Origin of the sequence: Micromonospora sp. C95, assembly GCF_018070465.1 — a bacterium.
Classification (GTDB): Bacteria; Actinomycetota; Actinomycetes; order Mycobacteriales; family Micromonosporaceae; genus Micromonospora.
This window is the reverse complement of record NZ_JAGPXT010000008.1, coordinates 57,693-72,098: the sequence shown is the minus strand read 5'-3', so window position 1 is coordinate 72,098 and position 14,406 is coordinate 57,693. Positions and strand designations below refer to the sequence as shown.

Sequence of the window (14,406 nt, the reverse complement as noted above, 5' to 3'; positions counted from 1 at the left end):
GGTGGTCACCCTACGGCCCTGGGCTGGTTACCATCACTCCCATGCGGGCCTCGCGTCGGCGCATATCCCGGCGGCGTGGCCACGACCTGCACCGCCGCCAGCCGGGACCGGTGGCCCGAGCGGTCGCCCGGGTCGTGGTCCGGGCCGCCGACGGTACCCTGCGGCTCGTCACCGACCTGCTGGGTGCCGGCCCGACCGCCGGCCGGGAGCGGATAAGTGAGGCGGAACTGCGGGATCTGGTCGCCGTCAACACGATCCTCGATCCGGTGGAGCGGCGCATCATCGACGACGTGCTGGTGGCCGGCGCCAGCCTGGTGCGTGAGGTGATGATGCCCCGTACCGAGGTGGTGTTCCTCTCCGCGACGCTGCCGATCGCCGAGGCGGAACCGCTGGTGCGGGCCGGTCCGCACACCCGCTATCCGGTGGTCGACGGCACCCATGACGACGTGGTCGGCGTCGTGCACCTGCGTGACCTGCTGCTCGGCCCGGACCGGGAACCGGGGACCACGGTCGGTCAGTTGGCCCGGGAGGTCAAGCGGCTGCCGGCCAGCAAACGGGTGCTCGCCGCGTTGACGGAGATGCGACGGGAGGGGCATCACCTGGCGGTGGTGGTCGACGAGTACGGGGGTACCGCCGGGATCGTCACCTGCGAGGACCTGATCGAGGAACTGGTCGGTGAGATCCATGACGAGTACGCGGACGTTCCCGAGCCGGCGTACACGGGGCTGCCGGCGGTGGTGGACGGCCGGCTCAATCTCGCCGACTTCGCCGAACGTACCGGTGTGTCTCTGCCGCCGGGACCGTACGAGACGGTGGGTGGGTTCGTGATGGCCGCGTTGGGGCGGTTACCGGCGCCGGGCGACGAGGTTCCGGTCCCCGCGGAGTCGGTGGGGACGCCGGCCGGTGGCTGGCTGCTGCGGGTGCTGACCCTGGAAGGTCGGCGGGTGGCCCGGCTCGCGGTCACCGCCGCGCGCCTGCCCGAGCAGCGGCGCGAGGTGCTCTCGGCCGTCGACCCGGCCCGACCCGCCGGCCCGTCATGACGTACGCCGGGCCAGCTGACAGAATTGCCGGCATGTCCGACGTTCCCGTCCGCCCCCGCGTCTTCTCCGGCATCCAGCCGACCGCCGACTCGTTCCACCTCGGCAACTATCTGGGCGCGGTGCGGCACTGGGTGGCGTTGCAGGAGTCGCACGACGCGTTCTACTGCGTGGTCGACCTGCACGCCATCACCGCCGGGCACGACCCGAAGGTGCTGCACCAGCGTTCCCGGGTGGCCGCCGCGCAGTTGCTCGCGGTCGGTCTGGACCCGGAACGCTGCACCCTGTTCGTGCAGTCCCAGGTGCCCGAGCACGCCCAGCTGGCGTGGGTGCTCGGCTGCCTCACCGGGTTCGGTGAGGCCAGCCGGATGACCCAGTTCAAGGACAAGTCGCAGAAGCAGGGCAACGAGCGGTCCAGCGTCGGCCTGTTCACCTACCCGATCCTGCAGGCCGCCGACATCCTGCTCTACCAGGCCAACGCCGTACCGGTCGGTGAGGACCAGCGCCAGCACCTGGAGCTCTCCCGGGACCTGGCGCAGCGGTTCAACTCGCTGTTCGGCCGGACCTTCACGGTCCCGGCACCGCACATCGTCAAGGCCACCGCGAAGATCACCGATCTGCAGGACCCGACCGCGAAGATGTCGAAGTCGTCCTCGTCACCGGGCGGCATCGTCGACCTGCTCGAGGACCCGGCGCGTTCGGCGAAGAAGATCCGGTCGGCGGTGACCGATACCGGCCGGGAGATCGTCTTCGACGAGGCGACCAAGCCGGGCATCGCCAACCTGCTCACCATCTTCTCGACGTTGAGCGGTCGGAGCATCGACGACCTGGTCGCGGCCTACGACGGTAAGGGCTACGGCGACCTGAAGAAGGACCTCGCCGAGGTGGTCCGACAGTTCGTCAGCCCCATCCAGCAGCGCACCCGTTCGTATCTCGACGATCCCGCCCAGTTGGACAAGCTCCTCGCCGCCGGCGCGGAGAAGGCCCGTGCGGTGGCGGCGCCGACGTTGCGTACCGCGTACGAGCGGGTGGGTTTCTTCCCCCCGGTGCGCGGTGAGTGACCGCCCGAGCGAGGGTGACGGTGCGGGCAGGGGCCGATGGCCGGAGGGGTGGCGTGCAGCGTGGATCAGGGGACCGGAGCGCCGGCGGTCGGCGACAGTGTCCAGATCGGCATCGCGGTCGACATCCCGGCGCCGTGGGGCGGCCTGCTGACCCGGCGTCGGCTGGAGGCCGGTGACCCGAACGCCGTGCCGGCCCACGTCACGCTGCTCGGGCCGACGGAGATTCCGGTGACCGCGTTGCCGGCGGTGGAGCGGCACCTGACCCAGGTCGCCGCCGCTCACCTGCCGTTCAGCCTGCACCTTCGCGGTACGGGCACCTTCCGGCCGGTGACCCAGGTGGTCTTCGTCGCGGTCGCCGCCGGCATCAGCGAGTGCGAACTGCTCGCCGCCGCGATCAACGCCGCCCCGCAGCTACGCCGGGAGCTTCGGTTTCCCTACCATCCGCACGTGACGGTCGCCCAGGACGTCGCGCCGGAGGCGCTGGACAAGGCGTACGAGGACCTGGCGGACTTCTCCGCGATGTTCGAGGTGGACCACTTCACGCTTTTCTCGCACAGTGGGCAGGCGCGCTGGCAGCCCCGCCGGGACTTCCGACTGGGTGGCTGACCGCCCCCGGGCCGGCACGTCGGGTACCTCTGACACGGCGACGACGGATCGGTGAGGATGACGACGTGAACGTTCTGGGTCGGGTCGAGGCGGCCGTCGACCGCCGGCTGACCGCCGCGCGCCGCCGCTCCCCGGCCTTCGGTCACCTGTGGCGTGCCGGGGTGCTCTACACCGATCTCCAGGGCGGCCGGCTGGCCGCCGCCATCGCCTACTACGGCTTCTTCGCGGTCTTCGCGCTGGCCCTGGTCGCGTACGCGATCTTCGGCGCGATCCTGGAGGACAACGACGAGGTGAGCGCGGCGGCGGAGGAGTTCCTCGGCGAGAACCTGCCGTTTCTCGATCCGGCCCAGGTCGCCGACAGCAGCGGCACCGCCGGAGTGGCCGGTCTGCTGATCCTGGTGTTGACCGGGATCGGCTGGGTGGAGGCGATCCGTTCCTCGCAGCGGCTGATCCACGGGCTCAACCAGCATCCGGGCAACCTGGTCGTGCGCCGCCTGGTCGACCTGGGTGTGCTGGTGGTCGTCTTCGTGCTGCTCGGTCTCTCGGTGGCGGCCGTGGACGCGCTGGAGACGCTGCTGCGGTTCCTGCTGCGTAGCACCGGCTCGTTCGCGCTGACCACGGTCAGTGCGCTGCTCAGCGTGCTGGTCAACGCGGTACTGGCCACGCTGCTGCTGGTCGCGGTGCCCCGGGTGCGGATGAGCCGGTCCCGGTTGCGGCCGGTGGTGCTGATCGTCGCGGTCGGCATCACCCTGCTCAACACCGTCGGCCGGTTCTGGGTGGGTCGGGTCGAACACAATCCGGCGTACACGGTGGTGGCCACCGCCGTCGGACTGCTGGTCTACCTCTACCTGCTCAACCAGCTGGTGCTCTTCGGCGCCGCCCTGGCGGCGACGAGCCGGCGCGGACGGACCGTGGACCTGGTTGGGCGGCCCCCACCTGTGGACCTCGACCTGGACACCGATCCCGGTACCCCGGGCGGGGCCGGTTGACCCACCGGTCGAGCGTTGCGCCGAACCCACCCCCACCTGGCCGAACACCGACGATGATGGTCTGCGTGGGGGCACTCGTGACGTTGGACCTGCCGGCCGGTTCGCCGATGCTGGAGCTGCCGTGGATCATCACGTTCGGTCCGCTCAGCGACGCCGACGAGTGGGAGCCGGTGGTGTGCGGCCCGTACGAGCGACCGCACGCGTTGGCGTTGGCCGAGGCGGTGGTGGCCGAGGAGCAGCTGATGGCGGTGGTGGAACCGTTGGTGCCGGCGGTGTCGGTGGAGCAGATCCGGGGCGAGATCGCCGCCGCGCAGCTCGCCGCGCAGGACGAGGTGGCCCGGGTGGACCAGGCCGACCTCTACGGCGACTACGAGGACACCATCGACGAGGAGGAGTTGGAGGCGGCCGAGCACGACCGGGCCTCGGGTCCGCTGCCGGCACCGGACGTGGCCGAGCTGCGTGCCGGGTTCGCCCGGATCGCGGCTCAGCTCACCACCGGTTGAGGCTGATGGCCTGCCGGTACCCGTCGTGGTCGTCGGCGACAGCGGACGAGCACCCGATGCCGGCGCCCGGGGGATCGCCCCGGACACCGGCACCGTCGCACCCCCCACCACAAGGGGTCGTGCCCAGCCGCCCGGCGGCGCGGAGCACGCCGGACGGCCGAGTCGATGGCGGGCTTACCCGTTCAGTGCCGCTCGAACCAGACCGCCGAGTCGACCGGCAGCAGGTGGCCGCCGTCGCGTTCGGTGAGCGTGGCGCTGGCGACCAGCGGCGTGCCGTACCCGTCGATCACCACCGGTGCGTCGCTGATGTTGACCGCGCAGGTCAGCACGGTGTCACCGGCCTCACGTTGGAAGGCGAGCACCCCGGGACCGGACTCCAGCCAGGTGATGCCGCCGAGGTCGGCCAGCGTCGGATGGGTGTGCCGGATCCGCAGTGCCGCACGGTACAGCTCAAGGGTGGAGCCGGGCGTGCCGGTCTGTGCGGCCACCGAGAGGGCCCGCCAGGTCGTCGGAGCCGGCAGCCAGCTCAGCTCGCTGCCGGCCGGTCCGAAGCCGTACGGCGCCAGCTCGCCACTCCACGGGATCGGTACCCGGCAGCCGTCCCGGCTCTCGCCGGTGCGCAGGAAGGCCGGATCCTGGCGCAGCTCGTCGGGCAGGTCGAGCACCTCGGGCAGGCCCAGTTCCTCACCCTGGTAGAGGTAGGCGCAGCCGGGCAGGGCGAGCATCAGCAGCGCGGCGGCCCGGGCCCGGCGCAGCCCGATCTCGCCGTCGCCGTAGCGGGTGACGTGCCGCTGCCGGTCGTGGTTGGACAGCACCCAGGTGGTCGGGGCACCGACGATGGTGGACTCGGCCAGCGCCGTGTCGATCACCTTGCGGAACGAGTCGGCCGACCAGGTGGCGTCGAGGAAGTCGAAGCTGAACGCCTGGTGCAGTTCGTCGGGGCCGATGTAGCGGGCCAGCCGCTGCGGGGTCTCGGCCCACGCCTCGGCGACGGCCATCCGACCGCCCGGGTAGCTGTCCAGGATGGGCCGCCAGGCGCGGTAGATGTCGTGCACCTCGTCCTGGTCGAAGTAGGGCAGCCGGCCCTTGCCGAGCAGCTCGGACTGGCGCCGGCCGGTGGTCATCGAGTTGAAACCGACGTCCGGCAGCCCTTCGGCCTTGATCATGCCGTGGGCCACGTCGATCCGGAATCCGTCGACGCCCCGGTCCAACCAGAAGCGGAGGATGTCCTCGAACTCGGCGCGTACCTCGGGGTGCCGCCAATTGAGGTCGGGTTGCGCGGGGTCGAACAGGTGCAGGTACCACTGGCCGTCGGGAACCCGGGTCCAGGCCGGGCCGCCGAAGATGCTCTCCCAGTCGTTCGGGGGCTGAGCGCCGTCGTCGCCCTTGCCGTCGGCGAAGAGGTAACGCGCCCGTTCCGGTGAGCCGGGTGCGGCGGCCAGCGCCGCGGTGAACCAGGGGTGCTGGTCGGAGGTGTGGTTCGGCACGATGTCGACGATGATCCGCAGGCCGAGCGCGTGGGCGTCGGTGATCATCGCCTCGAAGTCGGCGAGGTTGCCGAACATCGGGTCGACGTCGCGGTAGTCGGCGACGTCGTAGCCGCCGTCGACCATGGGCGAGGTGTAGAACGGGGTCAGCCAGAGTGCGTCGACCCCCAGTTCGCGCAGGTAGGGCAGGCGCTCCCGGATGCCATGGAGGTCACCGATGCCGTCGCCGTCGGAGTCGGCGAAGCTGCGGACGTAGACCTGGTAGACGACGGCGGACCGCCACCAGTCGGCGTCGGAGGTCAGCGGCGAGGGGATGCTGACGGTCATCGGGTGTTCCCCGTTCTGTGGCGCGGTACGGCGGTACCCGGCGGGTGGGCGAGGTGGGGACGCACGGGTGTCTGAGAAGAATGCCGCGCCAGCCTTGCAAGAGTCAAGCATTTCTTGCGCAAGAGGGGTCGGTAATGCCCTTGGTGCGGGCTACGTCACGTCGGGACCGTCGGCGCGGTGGGGCCACGTCATGCCGGGACCGCGAGCGCGGGCGGCGCCGGCCGTTGCCGCCCCGGGCCGCTCGGCGCGGACGCGCTGTCCTGCCGTGCCACAGCGGTGGAACCCCGCACCACCAGTTCCGGCCGGAACAGGTACTCCGAGTGCGGGGCACCGTGGCCGTTGATCTCGTCGACCAGCGCCCGGACCGCGGCGACCGCCATCGCGGCCACCGGTTGGCGCATGGTGGTGAGCGGCGGATCGGTGAAGGCCATCAGTGGCGAGTCGTCGTAGCCGACCACCGAGAGATCCTCCGGTACGGACATGCCGCGTTGCCGGGCGGCGCGGATGGCACCGAGTGCCATCAGGTCGGAGCCGCAGACGATGCCGGTGGCGCCGCGCTCGATCAGCCGACCGGCCGCCGCCTCGCCGCCCTCGACGCCGAACAGCGACAGCTCGGTCAGCTCGGCCAACTCGCCCTCGTCGACGCCGGCGAGGCGCTCCATCGCCGCCTTGTAGCCGCTGACCTTGCGCTGCACCGGCACGAAGCGGTCCGGACCGGTGATCAGGCCGATCCGCCGGTGGCCCAGGGCCACCAGGTGGGCCACGGCCAGCTCGGCGGCCTCCCGGTCGTCGCAGGAGACGAAGGGTGCCGGAATGCCCGGCGCGTATCCGTTGATCATCACGATCGGCAGCGGGCGGGCGAGCAGGGTCCGGTACCGGTCGTGGTCGGCGGCGGTGTCGGCGTGCAGGCCGGAGACGAAGACGATCCCGGAGACCTGCCGGTCCAGCAGCATCTCGACGTACTCGTCCTCGCGTACGCCGCCGGGGGTCTGGGTGCACAGCACCGGGGTGTAACCGGTGGGGGCCAGAGCCGACTCGATGATCTGGGCGAACGCCGGAAAGATCGGATTGTCCAGCTCCGGGACCACCAGGCCGACCAGTCCGGCGCTGCGCTTGCGCAGTCGGGCGGGGCGCTCGTACCCGAGCACGTCGAGGGCGGTCAGGACGGCCTGCCGAGTCTCGGGTGCCACGCCGGGGCGGTCGTTGAGCACCCGCGACACCGTGGCTTCGCTGACGTCGGCCTGCTGGGCGATGTCGGACAGGCGAGCGCGCATGGCGGCACTGTAGCTCACCGCCAAGTTCTTGCGCATTGGTCAGCAAGAACTTGCAGAATCGAGCAGTAGTCATCGGGAGCGTTCCCACGACGCTTGCTCCGAGCGAGGCCTGCCGGGACGAAGAGTATTGCCGAGGTGTGCGCACGGTGACGCTGGTTGGGAGTTCGGTCACCCCAGTCGGGGGCAAAATGCCCAGATAGCGACACTTGTCAACTGTTGAAGTTGCGGGCGAGGCACGGTTGTTGCCGGAGTGTTCGCAAGGGGTTTCTAGTTACGAAAGTTCTTGCTACTGTCCCCGCCGTTACCCGGCAGGCAATTTAGGAGCGAACATGCGCCGCACAGCCAGGGGGATCGCCGTACTCGCCGCTGCCACTCTCGCCCTTTCCGTCGCCGCGTGCGGCGGGGAGGACGACCAGGCGGCCGAGGAGCAGCCGGCGGTCGACCCCGCGTCCCTCACCGCAGAACTGACCTGGTGGGACACCTCGGATCCGAAGAACGAGGGTCCGGCGTTCCAGGAGCTGATCGCCAAGTTCAACCAGACCTACCCGAACGTAAAGATCAACTATCAGTCGGTCCCGTTCGGCGAGGCGCAGAACAAGTTCAAGACCGCCGCACAGGCGAATTCCGGGGCACCGGACATCCTGCGGGCCGAGGTCGCCTGGGTGCCCGAGTTCGCCTCGCTGGGCTACCTGTACGCGCTGGACGGCTCCGAGCTGCTCGCCGACGAGTCGGACTTCCTGGAGACCCCGCTCGCGTCCAACAAGTTCGACGGCAAGACCTACGGCGTTCCCCAGGTCACCGACAGCCTCGCCCTGATGTACAACAAGGAGCTGCTGAGCCAGGCCGGCATCGGTGCACCCCCGAAGACCTGGGCCGAGCTGAAGACCGCGGCGCAGACCATCAAGGAGAAGACCGACGCTGAGGGTGTCTACATCAACCCGGCCGGCTACTTCCTGCTGCCCTTCATGTACGGCGAGGGCGGCGACCTGGTCGACACTGCGAGCAAGAAGATCGTCATCGACTCGGAGCAGAACGCGGCCGGGCTGGCGATCGCCAAGGACCTGATCGACAGCGGTGCGGCCGCCAAGCCGTCCGCCAACGACGCCTACGGCACCATGATGACCCTCTTCAAGGAGAAGAAGGTCGCCATGATCATCAACGGGCCGTGGGAGGTAAACAACGTCCAGCAGGCGCCGGGCTTCGGCGGCCTGGCAAACCTGGGTATCGCGCCGGTCCCGGCCGGCTCGGCGAAGGCCGGTGGCCCGGTCGGCGGCCACAACTACGTGATCTGGTCCGGCATGCCGCAGGAGAAGGTCGACGCCGCCGTCGCGTTCGTCAAGTTCATGAGTTCCGCCGAGTCGCAGGCGTTCCTGTCGGAGAAGCTGGGCCTGCTGCCGACCCGCACCTCGGCGTACGACCTCGACGCGGTGAAGAACAACGCGACCGTCGCCGCGTTCCAGCCGGTCGTGGAGGCTGGTGTGGGTCGCCCGTGGATCCCCGAGGCCGGTCAGTTCTTCGGCCCGCTCGACCAGATGGCCACCGAGGTCCTGATCCAGAACAAGGACCCGAAGGCCGCGCTGGACACCGTCGCCAAGAAGTACAAGGCCGAGGTCGTCCCCTCGTACGAGAACTGATCTGACCGCCGGCTCTGAGCCGGTGACCTCTCGGCACCCGGCAGGGTCGCGTGACCGTCCCAGGTCGCGGGGCCCTGCCGGGCCTCCCCGCATGGAGCGCAGCTGATGACCACCGTGACAGCCGAACCGGCGTCGCCTTCGACGCCGTCCGGCCGATCCGCTCGTCCGTCCCGGCTGCGCCGCAGCTGGGACAAGCACTGGTACGCCTGGGCGATGGTGCTGCCCGTCGTCATCGTCCTGGCAGTTCTGATCTTCTACCCGCTGTTCCGCGGGATCTGGCTCTCCTTCACCAACCTGAACGAAGCGAACCAGGTCGCCGAGATCTGCACCAAGTCGATCACCGGCAGCGAGGTCTGCGCCGACAATCCGAACAAGTGGGAGTTCGTCGGGCTGGACAACTACGTGCGGGTGCTCACCGGTGAGGTCGGTGAGTTCTGGCAGTGGACCGGCACCACGCTGATCTGGACCTTCGTCTGCGTGGCCTTTCACTTCGGCCTCGGCCTCGGCCTGGCCACCATGCTCAACCGTCCGATGCGGTTCCGGGGCCTCTACCGGGTGCTGCTCGTACTGCCCTGGGCGGTGCCCGCCTTCGTCAGCGCGTTCGCCTGGAAGTTCATCTTCAACGAGCGCTTCGGCCTGGCCAACGCGCTGCTCTCCGCGGTCGGCATCGACCCGGTCTCGTGGTTCGCCGACCGGTGGACGGCGCTGCTCACCGCCATCGTCACCAACATCTGGCTCGGCGTGCCGTTCATGATGGTGGCGCTGCTGGGTGGCATGCAGACCATCCCGTCGGAGCTGTACGAGGCGGCCGAGATCGACGGTGCCTCCGCCTGGCAGCGGTTCAAGAACATCACCCTGCCCGGCCTGCGGCCGGTCAGCATGACGGTGATCCTGCTCGGCACCATCTGGACGTTCAACATGTTCCCGATCATCTTCCTGGTGACCGAGGGACAGCCGGCCGGGCAGAGCGAGATCCTGGTGACCGGTGCCTACCGGGCCGCCTTCGAGGGCATCCGTAACTACTCGCTGGCCTCGACCTACGGCGTACTGATCCTGTCCATCCTGCTGGTGTTCTCGGTGTTCTACCGCCGGGCGCTACGCAAGCAAGGCGAGGTGTGGTGATGAGTCGCGTGAAGCGCCCCGGACGTAGCCGGCGCAGCCCGGCGCGGTCCGTCCTGCTGCACGGCACACTGCTCATGGCCTCGGTGATCGCGATTGGCCCGATCGTCTGGGTGCTGCTCTCCTCGCTGAAGCCCGGGTACGCGATCCAGAGCAGCGAGCTGACCCTGTTCCGGGACACCACGCTTGCCAACTACAGCTACGTGTTGACCGAGACGAACTTCCCCAGGTGGTTCCTGAACTCGGTGATCGTCGCGGCCTTCACCATGGGCATCGGCATCTTCCTGTCGGCCACCACCGGATACGCGGTGTCCCGGTTCAACTTCCCGGGCCGTCGACCGCTGATGATGGTCTTCCTGGTCACCCAGATGTTCCCGGTGGCCATCCTGATCGTCCCGATCTACACGATCATGGCCCGGTTGGGGCTGATCAACACGATGCCCGCGCTGATCATCGCGTACCTGACCATCGCGGTGCCGTTCTGCGCCTGGATGTTGAAGGGCTACTTCGACTCCATCCCCACCTCGCTGGACGAGGCGGCGGCGTTGGACGGGTGCGGCCCGTTCGCCACCTTCTGGCGGGTGGTGCTGCCGCTGGCCCGCCCGGCCGTGGCGGTCACCGCCTTCTACACCTTCCTCACGGCGTGGGGTGAGGTGGCGTACGCGTCGGCCTTCATCCAGACCGACAACAAGTTCACCCTCGCGTACGGGCTTCAGCAGTTCGTGCCGCAGTTCAATCCGCAGTGGGAGTACCTGACCGCCGCTGCCGTGCTGGTCACCGTGCCGGCCGGACTGGTCTTCTTCTTCGCCCAGAAGCATCTGGTCTCCGGCCTGACCGCCGGCGGCACGAAGGGCTGACCGGGCGGGGCGCGGGTGGGCGCTGTCAGCGGGTGGGCGTGTCAACCACGCCCGCCCGCCCCGACGGTGGTGGTCAACGCTGCCGGCCGAACAGGACGCGGACGCCGGAGAGATAGGTCGCCACGTCCGGGCCGCCCGTGATGATCCGTTGCAGGAACCAGCCCGGCAAGAGGCCGAACAGGGCTGCGGCGACGGCCGCCGGGTCGGCGTCGGCGGGCAGCTCGCCGGCTTCCTGGGCCCTTCTGGCCAGCACCTCGAAGTACCCGCGAAGCTTGGTGTACCTGCTCGCCGCGAACTCGCCAAGTGCCGGGTCCCGTTGCGCCTCTCCCCACACCTGGATCGCGATCCGCAGCACCCCCTCGTCGCCGGCCTGCTCCGCCATGTACGCCAGCGCGTACTCCAGCGCCTTGTCCAGGGGTAGCGGCGGATCCTGCCGGGCCAACTCGTCGAAGACCTGCTCGGCGCCGTCGATCGTCTCCTCGGCGATGGCGCTGATCAGGGACGCCTTGCTCGGGAAGTAGCGGTAGACCGCTCCGACCGAGAGCCCTGCCTCGGCGATCACGTCCTGCATCGTCGTGCGGTGGAAACCCTCACGCAGGAAGCAACGGCGAGCCGCGTCGACGATCTGGCGGCGGCGGGCGGCGAGGTGCTCCTCCGAGACACGTGGCACGGGTTACATCCTAGAACGAGCGTTCGTTCTTGACAGGAATCGACCGGCGGGCAGAGTCTGGAGCCATAAAAGAACGAGTGTTCGTTTTAGGAGAGTGGAGCCATGCCGACCCGGAACCGGTCACCCCTGCTGCTCGCCGTCCTTGTCGCCGCACTCGCGGTCATCGGGCAGGCGCTGCTCGTACCCCTGTTCGCGACTCCGGCGGCGAACCTGGCCCCGCGCGACCTGCCGGTCGCCGTCGCCGGCCCGGCGCCGGCCGTGGCCGAGCTGGCCGGGCGGCTGGCTGCCGCGCGTCCCGGCGCCTTTTCGGTGACCACGTTGCCTGACGCGGAGGCGGCCGACCGGGCGCTACGGGACCGGGAGATCTACGGCGCGTTCGTGATCGGAACCGACGGCCTCGCCCTGCACACCGCGTCGGCCGCCAGTCCCACGGTTGCCGCACTGCTCACCGAGGCGGTCGGCCAGTTGGGCGAAGGGCATCCGGTCACCGTGGTCGAGGTGGTGCCGACCACCACCGACGATCCCCGGGGTGCCGGGTTCGCCGCCGGCTTCCTACCGCTGGCGATGACGAGCCTGCTCGCCGGTGCGTTGCTGGTCCTGCTGGTCGCCGGCGGCCTGGCGCGCCTGGTCGGGCTGGTGGCGACCGGCCTACTGGCGGGCCTGGTCGGCGTCACCGTCCTGCACGGCTGGCTGGGCGTCATCGCCGGGGACCGGCTCGCCGAGGGTGCCGCCATCGGCTTGTTCGCCCTGGCCGCGTCGGCCATCGTGGCCGGACTCGGCGCCCTCCTCGGGCGACCCGGCATCGGGCTGGGTGCGCTGCTGGTCTTCCTGCTCGGCAATCCGCTCTCCGCGGTCGGCGCCGCACCGGAGCTGCTGCCGCAGCCGTGGGGTGCGCTCGGCCAGTGGCTACCGGTGGGTGCCGGTGGCACGCTGCTGCGCTCGGTGGCGTTCTTCGACGGCGCCGGCGCCGGTCGCCCGATTGCCGTGCTGGCCGGCTACGCGGTGGTGGGGCTGGCGCTGGTGCTGGTGGCCTCCCGGATGCGCCGGGATGCCTCTACTACAAACGGTCGTTGATAGGGCAGGATGGGTCGGGTGGAAGCACTTCGACTCATCCTTCTCTACGTCCACCTGATCGGGTTCGCGCTGCTGCTCGGTGGCGCGATCGCCCAGTACCTCACTGGCAAGATCCGGGTCAACGCCGCCATGCTGTGGGGTTCGGTGATCCAGCTACTGACCGGCCTCGGCCTGAGCGCGCCGCTGCGTGACGGCGACGAGCCGGCACCCGCGAAGCTTGTGACAAAGCTGGTGCTCGCCCTGCTGATCTTCGTCATGGTCTTCTTCTCCCGCAAGCGGGCGGAGGTCAACCGGGGGCACTTCCTCGCCATCGTGGGATTGACCCTGGTCAACGCCGCCGTGGCGGTCTTCTGGCGATAGTCGGCAACCGGCGGGGTGGCGCCGGGAAAAGGGACTTTTTCCGCACGTGCGGGCCCGCCTGCCGGCACTCTGAGTGATGTGCCCCACCCGAGCATTACGTAGGGGTAACAGGGCTCCAACAGTCCTGCACGATTGTCGGTCGGCAGGTGGGCGCGGGCGTACGCTCTGCTCCCGTAACGTGGGACGCCGGCGGCAAGGCGCAGGCCGGCTCAAGGGCTGCCACCGCGTACCCCGCGGTGTGCAATGGGAAGGAGACGTCTTGCGCTCGGTGCGTGGGATGCGGATCGCCTCGATCATCGCGGCGGGTGGGCTCGTACTGAGCGCCGCCGCCTGTGGCGAGGCCCCGGATGAGGACAACAACGCCGGCTCCGGCGGCGAGGCGTACAGCGCCTGTATGGTCACCGACGTCGGCGGCATCGACGACAAGTCGTTCAACGCCTCCGCCTGGAAGGGCCTGGAGGACGCCAAGGCGGAGAACGACAACATCGACATCAAGTACGTCGCGTCCAAGGCCGAGGCGGACTACGAGCCGAACCTCACCCAGTACGTCAACCAGGACTGCGACTTCATCCTGGCCGTCGGTGGCCTGATGGGCGACGCGACCAAGAAGATCGCCGAGGCGAACCCGGACCAGCAGTTCGGCATCGTCGACGCCGATCCGGCTGTCAGCAACGTCTACCCGATGCAGTTCGACACCGCCCAGGCCGCCTTCCTCGCCGGCTACGTCGCCGCCGGCATGAGCGAGAGCGGCAAGGTGGGCACCTACGGCGGCCTGAAGATCCCGCCGGTGACCATCTTCATGGACGGCTACGCCGACGGGGTCGCCTATCACAACGAGGCCAAGGGCACGAACGTCCAGGTTCTCGGGTGGAACAAGGAGACCCAGAACGGCTCCTTCACCAACGACTTCGTCAAGCAGGACGAGGGCAAGAAGGTAAGCGACGCGCTTGTCGCCCAGGGCGCGGACATCATCATGCCGGTGGCCGGTGGCGCCGGGCTCGGCACCACCGGTGCGGCCCAGGCCTCCAACGGCAAGTACAACACCATCTGGGTGGACGTCGACGGCTGCGAGAGCACCCCGAACTGCCCGGCGATCATCACCACCGTGGTGAAGAACATCCCGGGCGCGGTCAAGGAGGCCGTGCTCAAGGCCGCCGGTGGCGAGCAGCTCCAGGCGGACCCGGGCTTCATCGGCACCCTGGCCAACGACGGCGTCTCGCTGGCCCCGTACCACGACTTCGACAGCAAGGTTCCGGCCGAGCTGAAGGCCGAGGTCGACAAGCTGAAGGCGGACATCGCCGCCGGCACCGTCAAGGTCGAGTCGGCCGCCCAGCCGAAGTGACCCGTCGCCGGCCGCTCCCGGTGAGACGATCACCAGGGCGGCCGGCGAGCCAGCACACCTGATCCG

14 protein-coding genes are annotated in these 14,406 nt (G+C 69.5%); 11 read left to right on the top strand and 3 right to left on the bottom strand.

The window, feature by feature from the left end; translation table 11 throughout:
- Positions 1 to 41 precede the first annotated feature (41 nt).
- From KBX00_RS12120 to KBX00_RS12100, 5 genes are all read left to right on the top strand, one after another.
- Positions 42 to 1,040 carry a hemolysin family protein gene (locus KBX00_RS12120; protein ID WP_210826307.1) on the top strand — a complete coding sequence of 333 codons (999 nt, stop codon included), beginning with the start codon at positions 42 to 44 and terminating at the stop codon, positions 1,038 to 1,040.
- Positions 1,041 to 1,072: 32 nt separating this feature from the next.
- Positions 1,073 to 2,098 (top strand): tryptophan--tRNA ligase, encoded by a 1,026-nt coding sequence (gene trpS / locus KBX00_RS12115; protein ID WP_210826306.1) that lies wholly within the window; start codon positions 1,073 to 1,075, stop codon positions 2,096 to 2,098.
- Positions 2,099 to 2,134: 36 nt separating this feature from the next.
- Positions 2,135 to 2,704, top strand: coding sequence for a 2'-5' RNA ligase family protein (locus tag KBX00_RS12110; RefSeq protein ID WP_210826304.1), 570 nt, complete (start codon positions 2,135 to 2,137; stop codon positions 2,702 to 2,704).
- A gap of 65 nt (positions 2,705 to 2,769) precedes the next feature.
- The gene (locus tag KBX00_RS12105) at positions 2,770 to 3,693 is read left to right on the top strand and encodes a YhjD/YihY/BrkB family envelope integrity protein (RefSeq protein WP_210826302.1); all 924 of its coding nucleotides are present in this window, start codon (positions 2,770 to 2,772) and stop codon (positions 3,691 to 3,693) included.
- Positions 3,694 to 3,758: 65 nt separating this feature from the next.
- Positions 3,759 to 4,196: a hypothetical protein gene (locus tag KBX00_RS12100; protein WP_210826300.1), complete on the top strand. Its 438-nt coding sequence runs from the start codon at positions 3,759 to 3,761 to the stop codon at positions 4,194 to 4,196.
- A gap of 182 nt (positions 4,197 to 4,378) precedes the next feature.
- Here the strand turns inward: KBX00_RS12100 and KBX00_RS12095 are convergent, their stop codons facing one another.
- Positions 4,379 to 6,010, bottom strand: coding sequence for a glycoside hydrolase family 13 protein (locus tag KBX00_RS12095; protein ID WP_210826298.1), 1,632 nt, complete (start codon positions 6,008 to 6,010; stop codon positions 4,379 to 4,381).
- 188 nt (positions 6,011 to 6,198) lie between these two features.
- Positions 6,199 to 7,284, bottom strand: a complete 1,086-nt coding sequence (locus tag KBX00_RS12090) for a LacI family DNA-binding transcriptional regulator (RefSeq protein ID WP_210826296.1) — start codon at positions 7,282 to 7,284, stop codon at positions 6,199 to 6,201.
- Between the two features lie 329 nt (positions 7,285 to 7,613).
- Between KBX00_RS12090 and KBX00_RS12085 the strand changes: the two genes are divergently transcribed.
- From KBX00_RS12085 to KBX00_RS12075, 3 genes are all read left to right on the top strand, one after another.
- The gene (locus tag KBX00_RS12085; RefSeq protein WP_210826294.1) at positions 7,614 to 8,918 is read left to right on the top strand and encodes an extracellular solute-binding protein; all 1,305 of its coding nucleotides are present in this window, start codon (positions 7,614 to 7,616) and stop codon (positions 8,916 to 8,918) included.
- Between the two features lie 105 nt (positions 8,919 to 9,023).
- Positions 9,024 to 10,040 (top strand): carbohydrate ABC transporter permease, encoded by a 1,017-nt coding sequence (locus KBX00_RS12080; protein WP_210826292.1) that lies wholly within the window; start codon positions 9,024 to 9,026, stop codon positions 10,038 to 10,040.
- Complete coding sequence (locus tag KBX00_RS12075) at positions 10,040 to 10,894, top strand: sugar ABC transporter permease (RefSeq protein WP_210826290.1); 855 nt, start codon at positions 10,040 to 10,042, stop codon at positions 10,892 to 10,894. The genes KBX00_RS12080 and KBX00_RS12075 overlap by 1 nt, the downstream gene beginning before the upstream one ends.
- A gap of 73 nt (positions 10,895 to 10,967) precedes the next feature.
- Here the strand turns inward: KBX00_RS12075 and KBX00_RS29660 are convergent, their stop codons facing one another.
- Positions 10,968 to 11,564, bottom strand: a complete 597-nt coding sequence (locus KBX00_RS29660) for a TetR/AcrR family transcriptional regulator (RefSeq protein ID WP_210826288.1) — start codon at positions 11,562 to 11,564, stop codon at positions 10,968 to 10,970.
- A gap of 102 nt (positions 11,565 to 11,666) precedes the next feature.
- On the opposite strand from KBX00_RS29660, the gene KBX00_RS12065 reads away from it, so the two are divergent.
- From KBX00_RS12065 to KBX00_RS12055, 3 genes are all read left to right on the top strand, one after another.
- Entirely contained in the window at positions 11,667 to 12,638 is a 972-nt protein-coding gene (locus tag KBX00_RS12065; RefSeq protein WP_210826286.1) for a hypothetical protein, read from the top strand.
- Positions 12,639 to 12,656: 18 nt separating this feature from the next.
- Positions 12,657 to 12,998, top strand: coding sequence for a hypothetical protein (locus tag KBX00_RS12060; protein WP_210826284.1), 342 nt, complete (start codon positions 12,657 to 12,659; stop codon positions 12,996 to 12,998).
- 277 nt (positions 12,999 to 13,275) lie between these two features.
- The gene (locus KBX00_RS12055) at positions 13,276 to 14,340 is read left to right on the top strand and encodes a BMP family protein (protein ID WP_210826613.1); all 1,065 of its coding nucleotides are present in this window, start codon (positions 13,276 to 13,278) and stop codon (positions 14,338 to 14,340) included.
- The last annotated feature ends 66 nt before the right edge of the window (positions 14,341 to 14,406 follow it).